This is a genomic window from Niastella vici (assembly GCF_002077945.1).
Classification (GTDB): Bacteria; Bacteroidota; Bacteroidia; order Chitinophagales; family Chitinophagaceae; genus Niastella; species Niastella vici.
In genome coordinates, this window is the sequence record NZ_LVYD01000050.1 from 132,009 (window position 1) to 155,159 (window position 23,151).

Consider the following 23,151-nt stretch of genomic DNA (forward strand, 5'->3'; position numbering starts at 1 on the left):
CGTTGTTCAAAGTGCGAATCTCTGTAATGAAATCCGTAAATGCTTTTTTGATATCTTAATAAATAGTTAAAGCAGTAAAAAATTTTAAGCAGCACTAACCCTAACAGATAACAATAGACAAAACCAACAGATCAGGCATATGGAAGTAGTAAAAAAATATGAAGAGATCCATTTTGTAGACAGTACCAGGACAGTTTGGAATTATTCTTTTTTCTCTGAAGATGACATCCGTAATTTTCAACAGGGTACGCATTACCGGTTGTACGATCTGTTTGGCTCACACGAAATTGAAGTATTGGGTAACAAAGGATATTATTTCGCCGTATGGGCGCCCAATGCCACGTTTGTTTCGGTGATCGGTAATTTTAATGACTGGAACCCCACCAGTCATCCATTATTTGTACGGCTCGATAAGTCGGGCATCTGGGAAGGTTTTATTCCCAACTTATCTAAAGGCGAAGTGTATAAATATCATATCGACGGCTTCAATGGCGTCAAAACCGATAAAGGCGACCCCTATGCCAATTTCTGGGAGAAGCGCCCCAACACGGCTTCCATTACCTGGGACCTGCAGTATAACTGGCGCGATAATGACTGGATGCAGAACCGCCGCCAGCACAATTCGCTGGAAGCGCCCTGCAGTATTTATGAAGTGCACCTTGCCAGCTGGATGCGCCCGAATAAATACGACGAAGAATCGTATAACACCTATGATCAAATTCGCGAACGGCTGGTGCCTTATGTACAGGAAATGGGTTTTACCCATGTAGAATTTATGCCGGTGATGGAACACCCGTTCGATGGCAGCTGGGGCTACCAGGGAACCGGTTATTTTGCACCTACCAGCCGCTTTGGCGATCCGCAAAGTTTTATGGAGCTCATCAATGCTTTTCATGAAGCAGGCATTGGCGTTATACTCGACTGGGTACCTTCGCATTTCCCCTACGACGCGCATGGCCTGTTTATGTTCGATGGGGCCAACACTTACGAATATGCCGATATGCGCAAAGGCTTTCATCCCGACTGGAACAGCTACGTGTTCAATTATAAAAGGGGAGAGGTAAAATCATTTTTGATCAGCAGCGCACGCTTCTGGTTCGATAAATTCCATATCGATGGCATACGGGTTGATGCGGTAAGCTCTATGCTGAAATTAAATTATTCGCGTACCCACGGCCAGTGGGAACCTAATGAATACGGCGGTGATGGAAATATTGAAGCCATCAGTTTCATCAAAGACCTGAACGAAACCATTTACCGCGATTTTCATGATGTGCAATCGATTGCCGAAGAGGCAACCGACTGGCCGGGCGTATCGCGCCCCACATTCCAGAACGGGTTGGGCTTTGGCATGAAATGGATGATGGGCTGGATGCACGACACACTCGATTATTTTAAAATGGACCCCATTTACCGGCGGCATTACCAGAACAAGTTTTCGTTCAGCATGATGTATTACTATGATGAAAACTTTCTGTTACCGTTAAGCCATGATGAAGTGGTGCATGGAAAAAGCCCCATGATCTTTAAAATGCCGGGCGATGAGTGGCAGAAATTTGCCAACCTGCGCGCCCTGTATACGTATATGTTTACGCACCCCGGCGGAAAACTCTTATTCATGGGCGACGAATTCGGCGACACCAATGAGTGGAACTATAAAAGCGAACTGCAGTGGGACCTGTTGAAATTCGATCCGCACCGCCTATTGAAAGATTGTGTGCGCGACCTGAATTTATTATTGCGGAATGAACCGGCGATGTATGAAAATCAATTTAATATTTACGGGTTCGAATGGGTCGATCTCAACCACCCGGCCGAATGTGTAATTGCCTATCGCCGTAAGGCGAAAGACCCGGCCAATGATTTGCTGATCATTTTGAATTTAACCCCAGTGGTACGGCACGACTGGAAGGTATATACGTACGGGAAATCGCAATGGCGCGAAATTTTTAATTCCGACGCCAAAAAATATTGGGGAAGTGGCAATGTTTATAATCCAGAAATATTAACATCTAGTCTTAACAAAAACGACAATATGTATGAAATAAATGTGCACCTGCCACCGTTGGGAGCAATAGTATTGAAGTAATGATTTTTGTGGTATAGAAATTTAAATAACTATGAAGAACGTTAACATTATTTTAATGTTGGGATTAATTTCCAACATTACATATGCGCAAACCGACAGCACAGATTTCTATTTTAAGAAAGGGATGGCCGAAAAAGAGGGCCGCCGGTACCGGGAAGCCGAAAAAGCTTTTGCCAAAGCCGCGCAATTTTCACCCACCGATGCCAAAGTGCTGGTAGGCTGGGGGCAATCGCTCGTTGAGCAAAAACGCTACATGGATGCCCGCGAAAAATTTAAAACGGCTTATCAAACAGATCCCAAAAATGCCGAGGTTATCGAGAACCTGGCCAACCTGTCGTTAAATACCCGCCAGTGGAATGACGCCATTACCTACGCAAAAAAAATGCAGGAAGAAAAGATCGGCAATTCTTCCAATTACATAATTGCCAAAAGTTATTATGAGCAGCAGAATTATGGCGAATGCCTGAAGTATTGCGAACTGGCATTTAAAGAAGATCCCAAACGCGCCGAAACACCCTACATTGCCGGACAAAGCCTGGTTGAGATGAGCAATTACAAAAAAGCCGCCGGCTGTTTTGAACAGGCCATCGAACGCGACAGCACCAAGGCAAACTGGATGTATGAAGCAGGCCTGGTATACTATGCCATCCCCGATGATAAAAAAGCCATTTACTGGTTCGAGCGGGCAGCTGCCAAAGGCTATCAGCGCAGCAACGACTATATAGAAAACCTCGCCAATGCCTACCTGAACATCAAGAATTACGAAAAAGGCCTGGCATTGTTACAGGAAGTACTGCAACGCAAACCGCAAGACCAGGAATTACTGTATAATGTGGCCGATGCTTATTACCGCATAGGTAAATATGATGATGCCATTAATTACTGGGATAAAATACTGGCCATCGATAAAAAGAATGCCAACTCCCTGTACATGATAGGCCTGAGTTACCAGAAGAAAGGGGAGAAGGAGAAGGGACAGCAATTGTGTGATAAAGCCATTGAAATGGACCCTTCGTTGAAGAATTTGAAAGAAGAGAAGAAAATGCCGGGGGGGATTTAAGATATCAATTTCTGATTTTGAGATTTAGAGATTTTGAGATTTCATTTTGGTTCTGCCTTCTAACAAATCTCAAAATCCCTAAATCCCGGAATCAGCAATCACTTATTTTACATCCACAGATCTTTTTCGTTTACCACTTACGTTACACTACATTCTATCAGGCACCCGTATTCCCAGCAATGCCATTCCTGATTTAATAACATGGGCGGTCATTTGGTTTATCTGCAAACGCAATTCCTTTTTAACCGGCGATTCTGCTTTCAGTATACTATGCTCGTTGTAAAACGTATTGTATAATTTAGCCACTTCAAACACATAGCCCGCAATAACACTTGGGTTCATTTCATCACCGGCCTGTTTAATAATATCGGCATATCTTTCCAGGGTAATGATCAGCTGTTTTTCAAGCGGCAGCAACTCTGCGCCTATTTCACCGCCTGTATATAATTCTTTTCTGAACACCGATTGCGAACGCGCATAAGTGTATTGAACAAAGGTGGCCGTAAAACCATGTAATTCTATCGACTCTTCCGGATTGAAGATCATCCGCTTTTTGGGATCAACGCGCACCAGGAAGAACTTTAAACCACCGGTACCGATGATCTCATACAGATTTTTTAACTCTTCTTCGGAGAGCCCTTCTGTTTTGCCCTGTTCCTTTGTTTTTAGTTCAGATTCACGGATCATTTCATCGAGGATATCATCTGCATCCACCACAGTACCTTCCCGCGTTTTCATTCTGCCGGTAGGCAGTTCTACCATGCCATAGCTTAAATGGAAAATGCCATCGGCGCCTTCGAGCCCCAGCTTCTGGCAAATGAGTTTTAATACCTTGAAATGATAATTCTGTTCATCGCCCACTACATAAATGCTGAGGTCGCAATTGAATTCATTCTTTTTTACTTCGGCCAAACCAATGTCCTGCGTAATATAAACGGCAGTGCCATCGCGGCGGCGAACGATCTTTTCATCGAGCCCGTCTTTGGTAAGGTCGACCCACGCACTGCCATCATCTTTCAGGAAGAATACTTTTTTGCGCAAGCCTTCTTCCACCAGTTCTTTTCCCAGCAAATAGGTTTCGCTTTCATAATACACTTTATCAAAGTTGGCGCCAATGCGTTTGTATGTTTCATCGAAGCCTTTATATACCCAACCGTTCATGGTACGCCAGAGCTCCACCACATCGGGTTTGCCGGCTTCCCAGTCAATCAGCATTTGCTGGGCGGCTTTCATAATGGGGGCTTCTTTTTCCAGCTCCTCTTTTTTGTCGTGCAGGTATTTGGCAGTTTCTTCGGGCGTTTTTCCACTCTCAAGCAATTCGGCCTGTTTCTTTTCTATGATAGGCGCCATTTGCTTTTTCAACTCTTCGCCAAACTTTACATAGTAATCGCCAACGAGGTGATCGCCTTTTATGCCGGTGCTTTCGGGTGTGGCGCCATTGGCAAACAGTTGCCAGGCGATCATACTTTTACAAATATGAATGCCGCGGTCGTTGGCAATGCAGGTTTTCACCACTTCATAGCCATTGGCCTTGTAGATCTCGGCCACGCTCCAGCCCAGGAAAATATTTCTTAAATGCCCAAGATGCAGGGGTTTATTGGTGTTGGGAGAAGCATATTCAACCATCACCCGTTTACCGTTGCGCGGATGGCGGCCATATTGCGGGTCGTTGTATTGTTCTTTCAGGAATTGCAGCCAGAAGCTATCGCTGACGGCGAGGTTTAAAAATCCTTTGATCACATTAAAACCACTGAACAAGGTGGCATTGCCGGCCACCAGCGCCTGCCCCAGTTCATTTCCCAGTTCCTCCGGCTTTTTTTTCAGGGTTTTCAGCAGGGCAAAGAGCACTACAGTGTAATCGCCCTCAAATTCGGGTTTGGTTTCACTTACGGTGATGGAAGAAGGGTCAAGATCTACCTGGTACAACTTGTTTATCTGTGCGCTTACTGCCGACTGAATAACGGGAACTATTGCCATGCTTTGAATTTGAGCGGCAAAAATAATACAATAGAGCGGGTTTCAGGTTACAGGTTTCAAGTTACAGGGCGGTAGAGAGGTATAATCAGTTACCGGGCTCCTTAGGAGGCTGGCAGTGTGGGCTGGGGGTAAAAGAGCCTCCCGCTATCGGCGGAAAGCTCTTATTTAGTGTTTAGGGGTTAAACAGCGCTCAAATATGTGGGTTTTTAAGCGTTTTTAAGCATATGTTAAATTTTATTGATCACAGTCAAGCTGGCGCTTACTAAAAGCTGTCGTGAGTTGGTTTTTTTGGCAAAATTTGGCAGGCAGAACCGGTTGGCCACCTTAAAAACGAAGTAAAATATGCACGTTGCGGAGAAGGAAGGCCGGTAATTATTGATATTCAATTACCTTTGTAAAGTATAAATTACCGATAGTGAAGAACCTGATCAATGCCGTCATAAACTATTTTTATCCTTACTTTCGCCGGTTAATGCCTTTGCAGACTTTCAAGTATGCAGCATGTGGTGGCGGTAATACGATCCTGGATATTACGCTGTTTTATCTCAGCGTTCATTATCTATTCAAGACGCCACTTGTTCCTACCCCGTTGGGTTTTCCGATCAAACAGCACGTGGCAGCCTTCCTCGTTTCGTTTACCATAACTTTCCCCCTGGGTTTTTATATGAGCCGCACCATTGTGTTTCCCGGTTCAACTATACGGGGAAGAATACAGTTATTCAGGTATTTTGTACTGGTGATGATCTGTTTGTGCCTGAATTATCTCTTCATCAGGCTGTTTGTTGAGCAATGTCATTTATACCCCACGGTATCAAAAATACTGACCACTTTTATTGTTGTAGGTTTCAGTTTTCTTACCCAGAAGCACTTCACCTTTAAAGAAGAAACACCCGAAGAAGGCGCATTCCTTGAAGCAGAGGCTGCAATGGAAACAGAAGTGCTGGATGGTGAAGGAAGTAAGAATAGGAAGTAAGAAATAATTGCTGATTTTGAGATTTGGAGATTTCTGGATTTGCGGCAGTTTGAATTTTCCGATAAATCCCAAAATCTCTAAATCCCGCAATCTCAAAATATCTTTCCTGCTTCATACCCCTTACTTCAGCATCTACCTTTTTGCAATATTGCCTTTTTTGAAGCGGCAATTGTACTATCAGTGATCTTTCGGCTGCGTCATACTAAACCAGTTGCCGCAACCATCGTTAATGATGGCTTCAATACCATAGAACTGTTCTTTGGGCTCCCCTTTAAACTGAACACCTTTTGCCTTTAACTCTTCATAAGTGGCGCGGCAATCGGGTGTATGAAACGCCCCGGCGCCCATCACGCCTTTATCGAGTAATAACTTCAATGCATTGCGAACTTCCTCATCAAATCCATTCACAGCACTGGTGGCGGGGAACAGGATCACTTCCAGATCGGGCTGCTCGGGCGGGGTAACCGTCAACCACCTGAACCCGTTATCCATGGTGGCGTCGGTATGCACCTTAAAACCCAGTTTATTTACATAAAAGTCATAGGCTTTTTCCTGGTCGGTGACAAAAAAACTGGCGTGCGATAATTTAGTGATCATATGTTTTTGTTTTAAACAAAGCTATCGAGCCCGGCGGGAAGGAGGTTATTGAATATTGCTTTTTTACCCCCCAGCCCCTTAAAGGGGAGCAAAAAGCAGATTACCCTTTCTATATACCTTCGATCATCCTTCAGTCATCCTTCGGTAAAAAGGGGTGTTTGCACAGGGATGATACAAGGTTGGTACAAGGATGACACAACAACTGGACAACTTAAATTCAATAAAAGAGTGAGAATAAGCAACATGTTGCCTAATATTAATGCAGAATTCCCGATCCACATTAAATCAGGCTCACTGTCAACTATTTATCTTCCAATTGATAGCTTTCAATAAAACAATGAGGAATGAATTGTTTTGGTTGTTCTTTTACCTGTTGTTGTTTTAACCAGGCCATATTGCGGTAATAGGTGGGCGCAAAGCCAATTTCTTTTTTGAACAGGATGCTGAAAGAACCGATGCTTTCGAACCCAACCTCATTACACACCTCTGTAATGCTGAGGTCATCTTTATGAAGCAAGGCTTTTGCCCTGTCGATCCTTTTTTGCGTGAGGTATTGATGCGGGGTGATCTTATATACTTTGGTGAACAGACGATGAAAATGAAACCGCGACAGGCAGGCCTGTCCGGCCATTTTATCGAGGTCAATTGCTTCCTGAAAATTGTCATCGATATACAACTTGGCGGTAACAATGCGCTGGTATAGCTCGGAGGCAATAGGCATAGTTCGATTATTGAACCTAATATACACAATTGATCACAAGTAGTGAAATTAACCTGATTGGATAATGATAAGAATTGCTGATTTCGGGATTTAGCGATTTTGAGATTTGTTAGAAGGCAGAACCAAAATGAAATCCCAAAATCGCTAAATCCCGCAATCTCAAAATAACCAACCTTCCATTGCCCCCAACACTCAAATCAAAACAGATTTTTCACTATTATCAATACTAACATACTTCCGCAAATTCCGCGGCCGGTACTGATACATTTCCCGGAACCGTTCTAACACGCTTTCATCAATGGTTTGATTGGTATCATCATTCAGCGTAATGGATCGCCATACCGGCGGCCATAGCCAAAACAAAGGAGTATAGGAATTGCGCAGCTCACCCCAGGGATTGCCTTTTATTTGTTCGTACTCTTTTCGCTCATAGCACAAACCAGTTTTATGGGCCTGAACCGACAGCCATTGCAAGGCGATATCGCTTAACCCCGTATCGGCATATCCACCGCCAATATTACTGTGCACGCCGGCAAACCAACGCTGCTCCACTTTTTGCGGATGGTTGGGATCGTTCTTAACTGTATCGCTTACTTTCCATAATGTGGGGGCGAACAACCGCCTTCTTTCGTCAATAGCCAATGCCTGGTAAGCATTCTGCACCGTGCTGCTGAGGGTAACATCATGGAACTGATATTTTTTCATATTCCAGGCCCGGTACCAGGGCAGGGGAATGCCCAGACTGCCCACCGTATCCCACACGCCAATAAATTTTATTGGCGTTACGTTTTCGCGGGCATATTGCCTTCTGAAGCCCACCATCATATCCGATTCAGGTTTGGTATACTCATCGCGGGCCCGGTACAGGTCATAGGCTTTATCGACCAGTTCAATGTATTCGGGGCGAAGGATGCCACAATTCCTGATCAATCCGCCAATGCTACGCGCGGTATAAGCGCCGCGGCTGAAACCGAACAGGTAAATTTCGTCGCCGGGTTCATAATTCAGGATCAGAAAAGTGTAAATGTCTTTGATGTTCTTATCAATACCGGCGCCGCGGATGCCGCCCATTAAATTACTTTTCCAGGAATAGCCGGTGCCAATTCCTTTATCATAAAATTTTAACTGAGGAATGATTTGATTGTTGGCGGTATCGTATGCGCAAATGCACTGATACATTTTTTCGACGTTGGTTTCAACGCGTACACCGCGGTCGATATTGCCGGGTTTGTTCCAGGTTCCATCACTGCAGGTAATAAGACGCTTCATGGCTTTTAGTATGGTTTCGTGAGGTAAATGCAGGGAACGGAGGCAATTATAAAATTACATTGGTATGGTTGACTGATAAACCGGGAATTACCTGTTTTCGCAGGTAGATGTACGGAAGAATGTTAAAATGCGATTGCTATAAATCAGGAAGAAACCAGGGGAGTTACAAACGGGAAAGGCCGGCAAGATATTAACTATTTTTATACAATAGTTAATTATACAATTGATATTGATCAAAAAGAAGAAAGAGGAATAGCGATAGGGACGTACAAGTCCCGACCTAAGTCGTAGGGATGCCGATGGAATCGGCATGACACAACAGCAGCTGATGGTAGTACCGCTGCTGACGTCATTAGCAAATAACGCGGATTTCTGATTTGGAGATTTTGAGATTTAGGGATTTAAGGAATTGCGAATGGATAGACATCTCAAAATCCAGAAATCCCAAAATCAGCAATAAAAATTATTTCACTCCACCGCTCCAGAACCAGTTGCCCTCTTCGGTATAATACCATTTTCCATTACCGTTCACCGTTTCACCCTGCATGGTAAAACCGTCGTAGGCCAGCTGTATACCGGCGTTCACCATATTGGTAATTTTATATACTTTACCGGGGCCGGCCCGCAGGTTCAGGCGCGTTAATGTGGTAACCTTACCAAACTTTTCGGTTTTGCTTATTTGTCCGTTCACCACCTGGGTGCTGCCATTTACCAGGGCGATGAGTTTGTCCATATCTACTTTAAAACCCGGACAATTCTTTAAAGAATAAATTTCATGATGGCCTATAATATGCAGGCGATCAGCGGGTATGCTCCAGCGCTGACACATTTTACGGATGAGCTCGGCACTGGTGCCATACATGGCATCGGTCCACTCACTCATTTCATTGCCTTCGTGTTCTACACCTATTGTATAGTAATTGGGATTGATGAACAAGCCATCGGAGGTCTTTTTGATCAGCGGCCAGGTAGGATCGTGAATGCGGCCTGCATGCCAGGCGGTATCGATTTCCTCAACATATTGGTGTACTTCACCGTTCTTGCCAATACCATAATGGGCCGATACCTGTGACAACGGGCTCAGGAACCAGCTGTCGGTACCCTTCAGGGTTCCATCCATAGTATGAATAACGATGGCCTCGGGTCGGTAGGTCCTACGTCCCTGGGTAAAATTGGGACTTAAAACAGAGGTTATGTTCATATAAAAAATTTAACCCTGTGCAGGGGTGTTCAAGGCTTCATCCACCACTTTCTCTGACAGGGTTTCGGAAGCGGTTCCTTTGTTTTCGGCAATTTTTAAAGCTGCATATGTGGCCGAGCTTAATCCAAGTAGTATCAGGTTATTATCGCTGACAATTGGAATTAAAAAGTCGGTTGAATGCAACAGGCATTGCGCCAGGTTGGGGTCGCCTTTGGCAAAATCGGAGAGGCAGAAATTGGGATCGCCGAGGTTGCCGAGCGTGGAAGCAATGAACCAGATGCCGAATATCACGTTGAACAGGAGAGCCTGGAATCGTTGAATGCTCACGCCATTTTGATCGCTCAGAATATCGAGAAAGAAATTGCTGGTCTTGATATCCTGGTGACGGAAAATCAGCGGATTTTGCTGATCGGCGAGGTCAATGACCCGGGCGGCAGCCGTAGTACCGGCGCTGATGCCGAGCAAAACAAGGGTAGAATGGTGCAGGTTTGGCGCGTGACCGGTTTGCAACATGATGGAGGTAAATGCAGTTAAAATGATCACCGACCACCAGGCCAGCTGAACCCGTGACCAGCTATAGGGGCGGGGACTGGCTTTACTAAGGTCGCGCAACATGTTGAACTTTCTGTCGCAAAAAACAACGCCTGCAGTTAGTATGGCAAATAGGGCCCAGAACTGAAAAAGCATAAGGGATTGATTTTTTAAAGGACATAATTAAGACAATCCCTTTACAACCAAAGGGAATGCCGGATTTCAAAAACGATGGCTATTCCTGAAATAATGTATGATTTATTCGATGAAACTACCAATCGCCCGGTTTAATGTTGGCGATCTACAGCGTTTATACGGCAGAACTTGTCCCGATACTTCGGGAGCTTGACCCGGCATGCCGGGGTTTAGGGGGTGTTACTATCTAAAATGTACTTAAACGTAAAAAGCGACAGAATATGATAAGTTGTTCCAAAGACGACGGATAAACAAATTATTCAATGTGATAATACGGCGTAGTTGGGAGCATGTTATGACAATGAGTTAATTCCTGGCAGAAAATTGAAAGGGTAAACTGCAAAATTTGAAGGGCGAACCGGGCGAACTGCCAAAAAACTGACATTTTTTCATCCTTTACCGCCACGGCATAATCATTGATAACCATAAGGGAACATTAAATTCAGCAATATGGGAAAGATAATAGGAATTGACCTCGGTACCACCAATAGCTGCGTGGCAGTAATGGAAGGAAATGAACCGGTGGTGATTGCCAATGACGAGGGACGCCGTACCACCCCGTCAGTAGTGGCTTTTCTGAAGAACGGCGAGCGCAAAGTGGGTGACCCGGCTAAACGCCAGGCCATTACTAACCCGCACAATACCATCATGAGCGTTAAGCGTTTCATGGGCCGTCGCTTCGACGAGGTGACAGAAGAAATAAGCCACTGGAGCTATAAAGTGGCAAAAGGTGACAATAATACGGTACGTATTGACATAGACGGCCGTTTATATACACCCCAGGAATTATCAGCCATGATACTTCAGAAAATGAAGAAAACGGCCGAAGATTACCTGGGTCAGGAAGTGAATGAAGCCGTAATTACAGTTCCGGCTTACTTTAACGACGCACAACGTCAGGCTACCAAAGAAGCCGGTGAAATTGCCGGTTTAAATGTACGCCGTATCGTGAACGAACCTACAGCTGCCGCCCTGGCCTATGGCCTCGACAAAGGCAAACACGATCAAAAGATCGCTGTATTTGACCTTGGTGGCGGTACATTCGATATTTCTGTACTCGAATTGGGCGATGGTGTATTTGAAGTAAAATCAACCAATGGTGATACCCACCTCGGTGGTGACGACTTCGATAAGGTGATCATGGACTGGCTGGCCGGCGAATTCAAAAATGATGAAAACGTTGACCTGCGCAAAGACCCAATGGCCTTACAGCGTTTGAAAGAAGCTGCTGAAAAAGCCAAGGTTGAATTGTCTTCTTCAACCGAAACAGAGATCAACCTGCCTTATATCACTGCAGTTGACGGAGTGCCCAAACACCTGGTTAAAAAACTGAGCCGCGCCAAATTTGAGCAGCTGGCCGATAAATTATTCGAACGTTGTCTGAAGCCCTGCGAGCAGGCGCTGAAAGATGCCGGTTTATCTACCTCACAAATTGATGAAGTGATACTGGTAGGTGGTAGCACCCGTATTCCGAAAGTGCAGGAAATTGTAGAGAAGTTTTTTGGTAAAAAACCCAACAAAGGGGTAAACCCCGATGAAGTGGTGGCCGTTGGTGCTGCTATTCAGGGCGCCGTACTCACCGGTGAAGTGAAAGATGTACTGTTGCTCGACGTAACACCGCTGAGCCTTGGTATTGAAACCATGGGTGGTGTAATGACCCGCCTCATTGATTCAAATACAACCATTCCTACCAAGAAATCAGAAGTATTCTCTACCGCCAGCGATAACCAGCCCGGTGTTGAAATACATGTACTGCAGGGCGAACGTCCAATGGCCAATCAGAACAAGAGCCTTGGCCGCTTTCAGTTAACTGATATTCCACCTGCCCCCCGCGGTGTACCGCAGATCGAAGTAACATTCGACATCGATGCCAACGGTATCTTACACGTACTGGCAAAAGATAAAGGCACCGGAAAAGAACAAAAGATCCGTATTGAAGCCGGTAGCGGTTTAAGCAAGGATGAAATTGAAAAAATGAAAGCCGAAGCCCGGGCCAATGAAGCCACGGATAAGGCAGCCCGCGAAAAGGTTGACAAGGTAAACCAGGCCGATAGCCTGATCTTCCAAACCGAAAAACAATTGAAAGAATACGGTGACAAGATCCCGGCCGATAAAAAAGCGCCTATTGAAAATGCGCTTAACAAATTAAAAGAAGCACACAAATCGCAAGATTTGAACGCTATCGATGCAGCCAGTGCAGAAATGAACAATGCCTGGACGGCAGCCAGCGAAGAAATGTACAAAGCAACGCAAGGTGCACAAGCCGGTGGCGAACAGCAGCAACCAGGCGGTGGCCAGCAACCTGGTAATGGCGGCAGCGGCGGCGAAAATGTAACCGATGCCGAGTACGAGGAAGTAAAATAAAATAGGGACGGAGATTACAATAAAAGACGAAGCCCTCTGCGTAAGCGGAGGGCTTTTTGATTTTGGGATTTAGAGATCCTTGGATTTCTTCTCAAGCTTTAACTTTTGAAAATATATAAATGAAAAGAATATAAAGCCTCTGTTGAATGCAACGTTTTTTTAGTTTATGGTTTTTAATTATAGGTTATTCATCGCTGATAGAACGCCTGCACAGTTATCAGCAAAATCGACACACTTTTTGACCGATTTGACGCGAATAACAATTTTAACTTCGATCATAGAAGCCAGTTATTACCTTACATCCTCATTTACCAAAACCTTTATTTATGAATCTGGCAATTCGCAACCTTGTTCTTCTGGTATCAGTTTCCGTTATAGCTTCCTGTCATAAACACGATGGCCCCGCCCCGGACCCAAACAAATATCATTTATCAAGAATAGTTGAGAGTGCTGCTTCTGCACCTGGCGGTAGCGCATTTATAATCGATTTTGTTTATGATGACCAGCAACGGGTTGATAAAATGATTTTCTCAAGCGGGGATTCAACAAACGGCAGTCTTACCACACAAACCTGTACGTTTTATTATAACGGCAGTGAAAAAAATCCTTATAAAACAACCGGAAAGCCGCCCTACTATATTACACCGGATGCCGACGTATATTATTACTATAATGGTTCCGGTCAATTAATGCGGGATTCATTAAGATTTACCAGCGGGTCTGAGATCGCAACACGTGATTATACTTATTCAACAGACAAAATCACAGTAAAACGTACTACCTATTCCAGCAGTACGAGCACCAGCAATTCGTGGACCGATTCTTTTTTGATAAAAGACCATAACCTGGCAGGGAGCCGTACGCCAGCCTGGATAGGTGGTGGATACTATGGTATTAACTGCACTTACGATAACAAACCAAACCCCATTGCCCAATTGAATATTGCCGCCGTGCGAATGATTGATGGTCTATATGGATTCGCCAGCTACCTGGCGCCAGGCTTTTGCCACAATAACATAACGGAAAGTTCATCTTTCTATATGGATCCACAGGGTCAGATAAGTACAGGGGATTCCCGAAAATTCTCCTACAAGTATAATGCAGCCGGTTTGCCTGAAGAATGTATTAAAAAAAGTGCAGCCACTCACATAACAAAATTCTATTATAACGAGTAGATCACCCGGTAATTGTTATAAAAGACGAAGCCCTTTCCGGCCTGGCCGGGAGGGGCTTTTTATTATGACTAAATTATCTCCATCTTCTCCATCAGGAACGAAGCATTCCGGTTCTTGGCCACACCGCGCTGTAGTGTATAATCAAATAGCAACTCGCCATCGCGAATGGTGCTTTCGAAACAATAGTTGTTCACCTTGCCGGGCAGTTCATCTTCCAGCCGGCTGAGCATAAGATCATGCGTGGCAAACAGCGTGAGGCAACGATACTGCAACAGCTTTTTTATGAATTGTTCCGAACCATGTGTTTTATCTTCTGAATTGGTTCCGCGCAAAATTTCATCTATCAGGATCAGCACAGGCGCCGATTGCTGTTGCAGATAATGAATGATCTGCTGCAAGCGTTTTAACTCTGCCATAAAATAGGAGGTATGCTCCTGCAACGAATCACTAACCCGTATAGAACTGCGAATGACCATGGGAGTAAAAACAAAGGTGGCCGCACAAACCGGTGCGCCGCATTGCGCCAGAATGAGATTAACTCCTAAGGTGCGCAGGAAGGTTGTTTTGCCCGACATGTTGGAACCGGTAAGCAATACCAGCTTTTCATCGATACCAAATGTACAATCGTTGGCAACGCGTTCTTCGGCCGCTATCAATGGATGGGCCAGTTGCGTAGCCGAAATGGAAATGCCATCTTCATTAACTGCAGGATACTTATACTGTGGATAATTGAAAGCAAAAGTGGCCAGCGAATTCAGGCTTTCGATCATACCCACGCAATGGATCCAATCGTTAAAACTGGATCTATGCTTTTGCTTCCAACCTTCGAGCTCCCACAAGCATAAAATATCATACATGAAAAAACTGTTCAGGAATATGTTTACGATCAGGTTCAATCGCTGGTCAAACATGGCCGATAAGCGGGAGAACTTTTTTACAGATTGATGAGCTGCAACGGCCATGGCCTTTTCCTTTTGCAACAGCGCAGCATCACCGGTTTCCACCTTACTGAAATGAGACAATATGGTGGCATACTGTTCTAATATGGTTTGTTTTTTACCCAGCAGGTTATGTTGTTCCAGAATGCGCTTGCCATAAATTCCATTAAAAATCCAACTAATCAAAACAACCGGGATCAATGGATAATAATTCCCTGTGGCCAGCCAGTTAAACAAAAACACTATACTATACAAAGACACTGCCCAGCGCAACCAGTGTATCCATTTCTTATCACGAATAATGACCGGCCGTTTTAACCAGTCAACAATATCATGCAGATTACCTTCTTTTTCTTCATTGAGCAACCCATGCGCGGTGAGCAATTGCCGCAATTCATTTTGAGTGGTCAATACCTGTACAGCCTGTTGCTGTTGTTCTATCGCGTGTTTATTGAGCAAAGGTTGTTGTAACAGGTGGGCCAGTTGCTGCATGCCATGCCAGGTAGTGGTGCGATTGAGCAATTGATATAATGAACCGGCGCCGAATATATCGAGGTCGCCGGAATTATTATCATGTGTTGCAAACGACTGGCCATCCCTAAACCCGTTGGGCCGGTACCGGAACACATTCAATTCGTTGTTATTAATGAACAGCAATTTTTCGAGTAAAACTTTGCGATCGTTCAACCGCCAGGCCATACGCACCAGCACCGAAAAGCCAACAGCAAACAAGACGGTGGCCATCATCCAAATGGTGCTATTACCAGCGATCCATTTATAAATGGCCCAGGCAAATACAAAAAAGCAGGCAAGCCGTAAGGCCGCTACCAGGGTAGCAAACGGTCTTATCCGTTGCAATGCATCAATATAATAATGTACCTTTTTTTCGTAAAAAGCGATGGTTGACTCCATACTGTTTATTGACGGTATATTAATTTTCAGGCATGCAAGATACGGCACTAAAGCGGGAACCAGCCACTTGAAAATTATTCTCTATGCATTACACAAGACTTTTGTGAGAGTTAAAATACCACAAAAATACCACGAAAAATTCCCAATAACTGCACTTGTATTTACCTGTTATAATCGTAACTTACCTTAAGTTAAACGGCTCTGGCAAATGGAATTCAAAATCTTATCCCATGCCGGTTTATTAATAAAAAATAAACCCGGCAAGTCTTTGATATGCGATCCCTGGTTAATTGGAAGCAGCTACTGGCGCTCGTGGTGGAATTACCCACCGGTTAGCCCGGCACTCATCAACTCCCTGCGTCCCGATTTTATTTATCTAACGCATATTCACTGGGACCATTTTCATGGCGACTCCTTAAAGAAATTTCCAGCACGCACTCTCATTATAATTCCCAAAGGCAACTACACCCGCATGAAAGATGACCTGTTTTACCTGGGTTATAAAAACATCATTGAGTTAAAACATGGCGAACGGCTACAGCTCGATACTAATTTCAGCATAACCTCATACCAGTTCTGGATGTTCCTCGACAGCGCATTATTGATTGAATGCGATGGCGTAAAACTGTTGAACCTGAACGACTCAAAACATATGGGAGGTACGCTGCGGCAAATAACCCGCAGACATAAACCGATCGATTTTGTTTTCAGAAGTCACAGTTCGGCCAATGAACGCCTCTCGTACGAAATAGTTGATGAACCCGGCGCAACGGTCGATGACCTGGAACGGTATATCAAAGAGTTTGCCCAAACAGCGAAGGCTACCAAAGCCCGGTATGCCATCCCCTTTGCCAGCAATCACTGTCATTTACATAAAGACTCCTTTCATTTTAACAGGTACATACAGCACCCGTTGCTGGTAGCCGATTATTTTAAACAACAGCAAATTCAGTCACCCGCGCTCAAGGTGATGGTATCGGGCGATAGCTGGTCGTCAGAAACCGGTTTTTCGATCAGCGATAAAGACTGGTTTACGAACCGCGAAGTACTACTGGCCGAATATTTACAGCAACAATCAGAAAGCCTCGAAAAGTTTTACAGGCAGGAAAAAGAAACGGTCATTGACTACAAAGTGGTCACCGAATATTTTAAAAGATTTTCGGCCAGTTTGCCATTCTTCATCAGGCGGTATTTCAGAAAAGTTCAATTTACCTATGTGCTTTCAGCAGGCGACCACACCAGGTACATTTATAATATAAACATCAGCACGGGCAGGGTAGTGGAGTTGCCCGATGATACGCCATTAGATCATACCACCTATCCCATACAGATACATACCACCGCATTCATTTTTTTGCGGGGCATTGAATTCAAAATATTCTCCCATATGTGTATTGGGAAACGGGTGTTTTACAAGGTCACCAGCACTCACAAAAAATACATGGAGGCATTGAACCTCGTATTCAATGCCTATGAATATGATCTGTTGCCGGTGCAGAAACTATTTACCGGCCGCTCCCTTGAATCGTGGCTGATGCGCTGGCGGGAGATAGTTTTGTATATGCAGTTTGGCCGCGATCTGTTATTCTATCGCAAGTTGGAAATTGAGAAATATCTCAAATGATCATACACTCTTCATCACCACCTGCACCGTCTCCGGCGTTTGTTGCAATAACTCAACACTATTGCCACTGATCATTTTCTGCAAAATGGCGTCGTTGTAATGGCGGATGGTAAGCAGTGTTAACCCCTTCTCAACCTGTACCTCAAAAATACTGGCGGCAGCAAGGGCCAGCTTTTCAATTTTCTCCTTTTGATTATCGAGACAAACCTGAATGGTTACCGCCCCCGTTTGCATGAGGTTGGGTTTTATTTTGCTATCGGCCAGCAGTTGATACAGATCGGCCACCGGCTTTTCGCCCACAAACGAAAAATCTTTTGAATGCAGCTGAATAAGCGCCTGGTTTTGTTTCAGCACAATGATCGGTGGCAGGCCCTTCAGGCTTTTACTGTGAATTACCGTGCCTTGCAGGTCTTTATCCAAAAAACATTTCACATACAGGGGAATGCCTTTATTCTGCAGCGGCTTGATGGTTTTGGGGTGAATGACCTGCGCGCCATAATACGCCATTTCGATCACTTCATCATAATTCAGTTCGCGCAGTAATTGCGCATCGGGAAACAATTTTGGATCAGCATTCATTACGCCCTCCACATCTTTCCAGATATATTGTCCTTCCGCATTCAACAGGTTCGCAAAAACGGCCGCGGTATAATCGCTGCCCTCGCGCCCCAGCGTGGTGCTTTCATTTTCATCGGTAGAACCGATAAAACCCTGGGTAATGATCACTCTGTGTTCTTTCAACAGCGGTAATACCACCTTCTCTACTTTTTCGCCGGTATATTGCCAGTCGATATTTGCATCGCGGAAATTATCGTCGGTCCTGATGATGTCGCGCACATCGATCCAGTGATTGGCAAAACCAGCTTCGTTAAGGTAAGCGCTCACGATAACCGTCGATAGTAATTCGCCAATGCAAACCACCTGGTCGTAATAATAATCGAAACCCTGCACCGGTTTATCGTGCAGCAGCCATTCTACCTCGGTAAAAAAATTGGTCAGCTGCTCGAGCGTATCATTATAATTTTTAACCAGCAGGTATTTTGCTGTGGTAAGGTGATTTTGTTTGATGACTTCAAACAACTGCAGCGCCTCTTCTTTTTTATTATCATAAAATGCTTCCGCCACTTTTTCGAGCGCATTGGTGGTTTTACCCATGGCCGATATAACGATGAGCAGGGGTTCGCCCTGGTACGATTTTAGAATACTGCCTGCCTGTTGGATCCTTTCGATACTACTTACACTGGCGCCGCCGAATTTGAAGACTTTCATAGATATGCTAGTTAAACTGGTTGATGGGGTGCAAAATTAGGGAAAGTAGATAGGACATTTTGAGATTTTGGGATTTCGAGATTTCGGGATTTACAAATTTCTCGGCAGGCCGATCCCAGGCAAATCTCAAAATCTCAAAATCTCAAATTCCCTAAATCAGAAATTGCTTCGGTATCCCTATCTTCGCCAACTAACAACTGTTAACCAAACAACGGAATATGACCACTATCAACAGAAATGTACTAACCCTCGACGAGTTCACTATTCAGCAGTTAAGAGATTTTCCCCATGCCACCGGTGAGCTAAGCGGGTTGTTACGCGACATAGGACTGGCTGCAAAAAGGGTGAATGTGGAAGTGAACAAGGCCGGACTGGTAGATATTTTGGGCGATGAGGGCTCCATAAACGTGCAGGGTGAAGATGTAAAAAAGCTGGATGTATTTGCCAACAACCAGTTCACCGGCGTGTTGCAGCATGGCATCAGCTGCGCCGGCATTGCCAGTGAAGAGCTAGATGATTACGTAGCCTTTGATGATGCGGTGAGCAAGAACTCAAAATACGTTTGCCAGTTTGATCCGTTGGATGGTAGTGGAAATATTGATGTGAATGTGTCAATAGGTACTATTTTCAGCGTGTACCGCCGCGTAAGCGAAAAAGGTACCATTGCCACACAAAAAGACTTTTTACAACCGGGCCGCAACCAGGTAGCAGCCGGCTATATTGTTTATGGAAGCTCTACCATGCTGGTGTACGCCACCCGCCGCGGCGTGAACGGTTTTACGCTCGACCCTTCCATTGGCGAATTCTGCCTCAGCCATCCCAATATAAAATGCCCCGAGTTCGGAAAGATCTATTCCGTTAATCATGGTAATTTCTTCCAGTACCCAAAAGAAGTTCAGAAATACATTGACGCCTGTCAGAAGAAGAACAGGGATACTGGCGGCCCCTATACGCAACGCTATATAGGCAGTATGGTGGCCGATGTACACCGCAACCTCATCAAAGGCGGCATTTTCATGTACCCCGGCACCATCGAAAAACCAAAGGGCAAGCTGCGTTTATTATACGAATGCAATCCATTCGCCTTTATTGCAGAAGTAGCCGGCGGCCGCGCCACCAATGGTAAAGAACGGATCCTGGATGTACAGCCCACCGAACTGCACCAACGCAGCGCCCTGTTTATCGGCAGCCGCGGTATGATGAATGAACTGGACGAATACCTGAATGGGAAAGACTAAAGGCGGAAGGTTAAAGGCAGCACGCGAAACACTTTTTTAATGCTGAAGGCTTTGAACCTTGTGGCGGTAAGCCTTCAGCAATTCTGGTATAGATTTAGCATTGCTGGGATCAAAGCCACTTCATGAAAAGGGACATGTGTAGAATTATCAGCAATTATACGGTTTTCATTTGCATATTTTTAACAATTGCCGGTTGTGAGAACGCTAAAAAAACAACCAGCAATTCAACATATTCATCAGGCAGCACCTCAACGGCCAGCAAAGGGGGCACGGCCAAAACAACCACCAGCAGTGATAAAAAGGTGGTCGTAACGCCTTCTACCCCAGTTGTTGAGGCCAATCTTGCGCCCGGCATGGAACGGGATATCCTTAGCCTGGTGAATGATTACCGCAAATCGAAAAAACTGGCCCCGTTGCAAAGCAATGCCGCCATGGAATACCAGGCCCGGCGGCACAGTATGGATATGGGCACCCACCGCATTCCATTTGGTCACCAGGGGTTAACGTTCCGCATAAAATACATCTTTGATAAAGTACCAGGCGCCACCACTGTGGGCGAAAATGTGGCTTATGGCAACCTTTCGGCCCAGGCCGTGGTTAGCGGCTGGATCAAGAGCCCCGAGCACCGCAAGAATATGGAAGGCAATTTCAAGTACACCGGGATCGGTGTTACACGAAACATGCAGAATCAATTGTATTTTACCCAGATATTCGCTAAGTAGGATCGAAGTAAGATGTAGGAGATAGGAAGTAGGAAGAGTCCTATTTTTCAGCCTAATAATCTTACTTCAAATTTCCGGAAGTAAAGAAAGCAGAACTTTTTTGAGCTTCATACTTCATACCTCTTACTTCCTACTTCAGCTCTTACGGAATAAAAGGCCCCAAACATACTCCCGGTCTACCTACAATAACAAAACCGGCCCCATCAAATCAACATTTCGGATTATCTTGTGGTCCAAATTCAGGAATCGTTCATGAGCAAGGTGATCATTTCGGTAAAGGACCTCTTCAAAAAATACGGCCAGTTTGAAGCCGTAAAAGGAATCAGCTTCGAAGTAATAGAAGGCGAAATATTCGGCTTGTTAGGCCCCAATGGCGCCGGCAAATCAACTACATTGGAGATCATAGAGACCCTGCGCGAAAAAACCTCGGGCGAAGTATGGGTGAATGGGTTCAATCTCGATAAAGATCCCAACTCCATAAAACAGGTCATTGGCGTGCAATTGCAAACATCGGGCTTTTATCCCGGGTTGAACCTGGTTGAGCTGATCGATCTGTTTGCCGGCTTGTACAACCGTAAAATAGTTGCCCGTGATCTGTTGAAAATGGTGAACCTCGAAGACAAGGCAAAAAGCAAATTCAAAGACCTGAGCGGTGGCCAGAAGCAACGCTTTTCCATTGCAACCACGCTCATCAATGATCCAAAGATCATTTTCCTGGATGAACCAACCACCGGCCTCGACCCGCAGGCCCGCCGCAATTTGTGGGACCTCATTAAAACCATCCGCGCAAAAGGCACTACTGTTATCATTACAACGCATTATATGGATGAAGCCGAGGTATTGTGCGATCGCATTGCCATCATCGATTCGGGCAACATCATCGCACTGGCAACACCCGATAAACTCATCGACGACCTGGTAGCCACCGGTTTTGAAAGGCCCAAAGAAGTAAAGAAGGCCAATCTCGAAGATGTGTTCATTCATTTAACCGGACACAACCTCAGGGAAGAATAACAGCACTCATTAAACCTACATTTTTCATATGGACTTACGTTATCCCATCGGCAAGTACGAACCACAACCGTTTTCCGACAAACAAAAACGCGCCTGGCTGCAGGAAATTCAATTTCTGCCCGGCTTACTGGAATCGGCCATCGAGAACCTCGATGAAAAACAACTGAACACACCTTACCGCGATGGCGGCTGGAACGTGAAACAGGTGGTACACCATGTGGCCGATAGCCATATGAATGCCTACATCCGGTTCAAACTGGGATTAACGGAAGACAATCCAACCATTAAGCCTTATGAAGAAGCATTATGGGCCGGGCTGAATGATGTAACTGCTGTGCCCATCAATATTTCCATCACCTTGTTATATGCTTTACATACACGCTGGCATTCGGCCCTGCTGAACCTGCCGCCAGAAGCCTGGAAACGCACGGTATTTCATCCGGAGCATAAAAAAGAAATGTCGTTGTATTTCCTGTTAGGCATGTACGCCTGGCATGGGCGTCACCATGTGGCGCATATTACGTCATTGCGGGAAAGAAATGGTTGGTAGAAAGGCGAAGTAAGAATTAAGAGGTAGGAAGTAAGAATTGCCGATTGCCGATAAAGGCTTATTAAATAAACAAGAGAAGAATGAGAGACTTAAGATGGAAAACCATCAAATCAGAGTACTTATTTAAAGACCTGTGGTTTACTGTGCGTAACGACACCTGTGAAACGCCCGATGGAAAGATCGTTTCACCGTACTATGTATATGAATTTCCAACCTGGGTAACAGCTGTAGCACTTACTGAAGATGGGAAAGTGATCCTGGAACGGCAATACCGTCATGCATTGGGTGAAATCAACTATGAAATTCCCGGCGGTTGTGTTGACGATACCGATAAAAATTATGAAGAAGCCATCGCCCGTGAATTACTGGAAGAAACCGGGTACGTTTTTACCCATTATGAGTATCTCGGTAAAACCTCAGGCAATCCTTCAACCAATAATAACTGGATGCATATGTACCTGGCAACAGGTGGCAAAAAAGTAAAGGAGCAGGAGCTGGACCACAATGAAGATATTGAGGTAAAACTGGCTTCAATTGATGAATTAAAACAACTGCTCCGCGAAAACCAGATCGTACAGAGCATGCACGTGACTGCTATATTTTATGCGCTGAGCAAGTTAGGGGAGTTAAAGTTTTAATTGAATCATTGTGGCCTGAAAAGACAGAAGTAGGAAGTAAGAAGTATGAAGCTCAAAAAGATTGAGCTTCCTCATTAATTGGGAAAGGCTGAAA

19 protein-coding genes are annotated in these 23,151 nt (G+C 44.9%); 11 read left to right on the forward strand and 8 right to left on the reverse strand.

Features of this window, described 5'->3' with window-relative positions; genetic code table 11:
• Window positions 1–139: 139 nt before the first annotated feature.
• Entirely contained in the window at window positions 140–2,089 is a 1,950-nt protein-coding gene (gene glgB, locus A3860_RS20110; RefSeq protein WP_081149028.1) for a 1,4-alpha-glucan branching protein GlgB, read from the forward strand.
• A 31-nt stretch (window positions 2,090–2,120) separates the two neighbouring features.
• A complete protein-coding gene (locus A3860_RS20115; protein WP_081149029.1) occupies window positions 2,121–3,149 on the forward strand; it encodes a tetratricopeptide repeat protein in 1,029 nt (342 codons plus the stop codon).
• 147 nt (window positions 3,150–3,296) lie between these two features.
• Here A3860_RS20115 and argS read toward each other — a convergent pair whose 3' ends face one another.
• Window positions 3,297–5,126 (reverse strand): arginine--tRNA ligase, encoded by a 1,830-nt coding sequence (argS, locus tag A3860_RS20120; RefSeq protein WP_081149031.1) that lies wholly within the window; start codon window positions 5,124–5,126, stop codon window positions 3,297–3,299.
• Between the two features lie 415 nt (window positions 5,127–5,541).
• On the opposite strand from argS, the gene A3860_RS20125 reads away from it, so the two are divergent.
• A complete protein-coding gene (locus tag A3860_RS20125; protein WP_081149033.1) occupies window positions 5,542–6,099 on the forward strand; it encodes a GtrA family protein in 558 nt (185 codons plus the stop codon).
• Between the two features lie 177 nt (window positions 6,100–6,276).
• Here the strand turns inward: A3860_RS20125 and A3860_RS20130 are convergent, their stop codons facing one another.
• From A3860_RS20130 to A3860_RS20150, 5 genes are all read right to left on the reverse strand, one after another.
• On the reverse strand, window positions 6,277–6,696 hold the full coding sequence (locus A3860_RS20130) for a VOC family protein (protein ID WP_081149034.1): 420 nt from the start codon (window positions 6,694–6,696) through the stop codon (window positions 6,277–6,279).
• Window positions 6,697–6,997: 301 nt separating this feature from the next.
• Window positions 6,998–7,417: a helix-turn-helix transcriptional regulator gene (locus A3860_RS20135; protein ID WP_081149036.1), complete on the reverse strand. Its 420-nt coding sequence runs from the start codon at window positions 7,415–7,417 to the stop codon at window positions 6,998–7,000.
• A 192-nt stretch (window positions 7,418–7,609) separates the two neighbouring features.
• Entirely contained in the window at window positions 7,610–8,686 is a 1,077-nt protein-coding gene (locus A3860_RS20140; RefSeq protein WP_081149038.1) for a DUF2235 domain-containing protein, read from the reverse strand.
• A 463-nt stretch (window positions 8,687–9,149) separates the two neighbouring features.
• Entirely contained in the window at window positions 9,150–9,887 is a 738-nt protein-coding gene (locus A3860_RS20145; RefSeq protein WP_081149040.1) for an N-acetylmuramoyl-L-alanine amidase, read from the reverse strand.
• A gap of 9 nt (window positions 9,888–9,896) precedes the next feature.
• Window positions 9,897–10,574: a hypothetical protein gene (locus tag A3860_RS20150; protein WP_081149042.1), complete on the reverse strand. Its 678-nt coding sequence runs from the start codon at window positions 10,572–10,574 to the stop codon at window positions 9,897–9,899.
• A 489-nt stretch (window positions 10,575–11,063) separates the two neighbouring features.
• Between A3860_RS20150 and dnaK the strand changes: the two genes are divergently transcribed.
• Both dnaK and A3860_RS20160 read left to right on the forward strand, forming a co-directional pair.
• Window positions 11,064–12,977: a molecular chaperone DnaK gene (gene dnaK, locus A3860_RS20155; protein WP_081149045.1), complete on the forward strand. Its 1,914-nt coding sequence runs from the start codon at window positions 11,064–11,066 to the stop codon at window positions 12,975–12,977.
• A gap of 326 nt (window positions 12,978–13,303) precedes the next feature.
• The gene (locus tag A3860_RS20160) at window positions 13,304–14,152 is read left to right on the forward strand and encodes a hypothetical protein (protein WP_081149046.1); all 849 of its coding nucleotides are present in this window, start codon (window positions 13,304–13,306) and stop codon (window positions 14,150–14,152) included.
• Between the two features lie 68 nt (window positions 14,153–14,220).
• On the opposite strand, the gene A3860_RS20165 is transcribed toward A3860_RS20160, so the two are convergent.
• The gene (locus A3860_RS20165) at window positions 14,221–16,002 is read right to left on the reverse strand and encodes a MutS-related protein (protein WP_081149048.1); all 1,782 of its coding nucleotides are present in this window, start codon (window positions 16,000–16,002) and stop codon (window positions 14,221–14,223) included.
• Window positions 16,003–16,210: 208 nt separating this feature from the next.
• Here A3860_RS20165 and A3860_RS20170 point away from each other — a divergent pair, with 208 nt between their 5' ends.
• Window positions 16,211–17,626: an MBL fold metallo-hydrolase gene (locus tag A3860_RS20170; RefSeq protein WP_081149049.1), complete on the forward strand. Its 1,416-nt coding sequence runs from the start codon at window positions 16,211–16,213 to the stop codon at window positions 17,624–17,626.
• On the opposite strand, the gene A3860_RS20175 is transcribed toward A3860_RS20170, so the two are convergent.
• On the reverse strand, window positions 17,627–18,895 hold the full coding sequence (locus tag A3860_RS20175; protein WP_081149050.1) for an aspartate kinase: 1,269 nt from the start codon (window positions 18,893–18,895) through the stop codon (window positions 17,627–17,629).
• A gap of 218 nt (window positions 18,896–19,113) precedes the next feature.
• Here A3860_RS20175 and fbp point away from each other — a divergent pair, with 218 nt between their 5' ends.
• The 5 genes from fbp to A3860_RS20200 all read left to right on the forward strand — a co-directional run bounded on the left by fbp (window position 19,114) and on the right by A3860_RS20200 (window position 23,057).
• Window positions 19,114–20,133: a class 1 fructose-bisphosphatase gene (gene fbp / locus A3860_RS20180; protein WP_081149052.1), complete on the forward strand. Its 1,020-nt coding sequence runs from the start codon at window positions 19,114–19,116 to the stop codon at window positions 20,131–20,133.
• Window positions 20,134–20,255: 122 nt separating this feature from the next.
• The gene (locus A3860_RS20185; RefSeq protein ID WP_081149053.1) at window positions 20,256–20,855 is read left to right on the forward strand and encodes a CAP domain-containing protein; all 600 of its coding nucleotides are present in this window, start codon (window positions 20,256–20,258) and stop codon (window positions 20,853–20,855) included.
• 252 nt (window positions 20,856–21,107) lie between these two features.
• A complete protein-coding gene (locus tag A3860_RS20190) occupies window positions 21,108–21,869 on the forward strand; it encodes an ABC transporter ATP-binding protein (protein ID WP_081149055.1) in 762 nt (253 codons plus the stop codon).
• A gap of 28 nt (window positions 21,870–21,897) precedes the next feature.
• Entirely contained in the window at window positions 21,898–22,419 is a 522-nt protein-coding gene (locus A3860_RS20195) for a YfiT family bacillithiol transferase (protein WP_081149056.1), read from the forward strand.
• A gap of 80 nt (window positions 22,420–22,499) precedes the next feature.
• Window positions 22,500–23,057, forward strand: coding sequence for an NUDIX hydrolase (locus A3860_RS20200; RefSeq protein ID WP_081149058.1), 558 nt, complete (start codon window positions 22,500–22,502; stop codon window positions 23,055–23,057).
• Window positions 23,058–23,151 lie beyond the last annotated feature (94 nt).

Excerpts from the sequence above, each read along its gene's own strand:
- glgB (WP_081149028.1), top strand. The coding sequence starts at position 140 with ATGGAAGTAGTAAAAAAATATGAAGAGATCCATTTTGTAGACAGTACC.
- A3860_RS20115 (WP_081149029.1), top strand. The coding sequence starts at position 2,121 with ATGAAGAACGTTAACATTATTTTAATGTTGGGATTAATTTCCAACATT.
- argS (WP_081149031.1), bottom strand. The coding sequence starts at position 5,126 with ATGGCAATAGTTCCCGTTATTCAGTCGGCAGTAAGCGCACAGATAAAC.
- A3860_RS20130 (WP_081149034.1), bottom strand. The coding sequence starts at position 6,696 with ATGATCACTAAATTATCGCACGCCAGTTTTTTTGTCACCGACCAGGAA.
- A3860_RS20135 (WP_081149036.1), bottom strand. The coding sequence starts at position 7,417 with ATGCCTATTGCCTCCGAGCTATACCAGCGCATTGTTACCGCCAAGTTG.
- A3860_RS20140 (WP_081149038.1), bottom strand. The coding sequence starts at position 8,686 with ATGAAGCGTCTTATTACCTGCAGTGATGGAACCTGGAACAAACCCGGC.
- A3860_RS20145 (WP_081149040.1), bottom strand. The coding sequence starts at position 9,887 with ATGAACATAACCTCTGTTTTAAGTCCCAATTTTACCCAGGGACGTAGG.
- A3860_RS20150 (WP_081149042.1), bottom strand. The coding sequence starts at position 10,574 with ATGCTTTTTCAGTTCTGGGCCCTATTTGCCATACTAACTGCAGGCGTT.
- dnaK (WP_081149045.1), top strand. The coding sequence starts at position 11,064 with ATGGGAAAGATAATAGGAATTGACCTCGGTACCACCAATAGCTGCGTG.
- A3860_RS20160 (WP_081149046.1), top strand. The coding sequence starts at position 13,304 with ATGAATCTGGCAATTCGCAACCTTGTTCTTCTGGTATCAGTTTCCGTT.
- A3860_RS20165 (WP_081149048.1), bottom strand. The coding sequence starts at position 16,002 with ATGGAGTCAACCATCGCTTTTTACGAAAAAAAGGTACATTATTATATT.
- A3860_RS20170 (WP_081149049.1), top strand. The coding sequence starts at position 16,211 with ATGGAATTCAAAATCTTATCCCATGCCGGTTTATTAATAAAAAATAAA.
- A3860_RS20175 (WP_081149050.1), bottom strand. The coding sequence starts at position 18,895 with ATGAAAGTCTTCAAATTCGGCGGCGCCAGTGTAAGTAGTATCGAAAGG.
- fbp (WP_081149052.1), top strand. The coding sequence starts at position 19,114 with ATGACCACTATCAACAGAAATGTACTAACCCTCGACGAGTTCACTATT.
- A3860_RS20185 (WP_081149053.1), top strand. The coding sequence starts at position 20,256 with ATGAAAAGGGACATGTGTAGAATTATCAGCAATTATACGGTTTTCATT.
- A3860_RS20190 (WP_081149055.1), top strand. The coding sequence starts at position 21,108 with ATGAGCAAGGTGATCATTTCGGTAAAGGACCTCTTCAAAAAATACGGC.
- A3860_RS20195 (WP_081149056.1), top strand. The coding sequence starts at position 21,898 with ATGGACTTACGTTATCCCATCGGCAAGTACGAACCACAACCGTTTTCC.
- A3860_RS20200 (WP_081149058.1), top strand. The coding sequence starts at position 22,500 with ATGAGAGACTTAAGATGGAAAACCATCAAATCAGAGTACTTATTTAAA.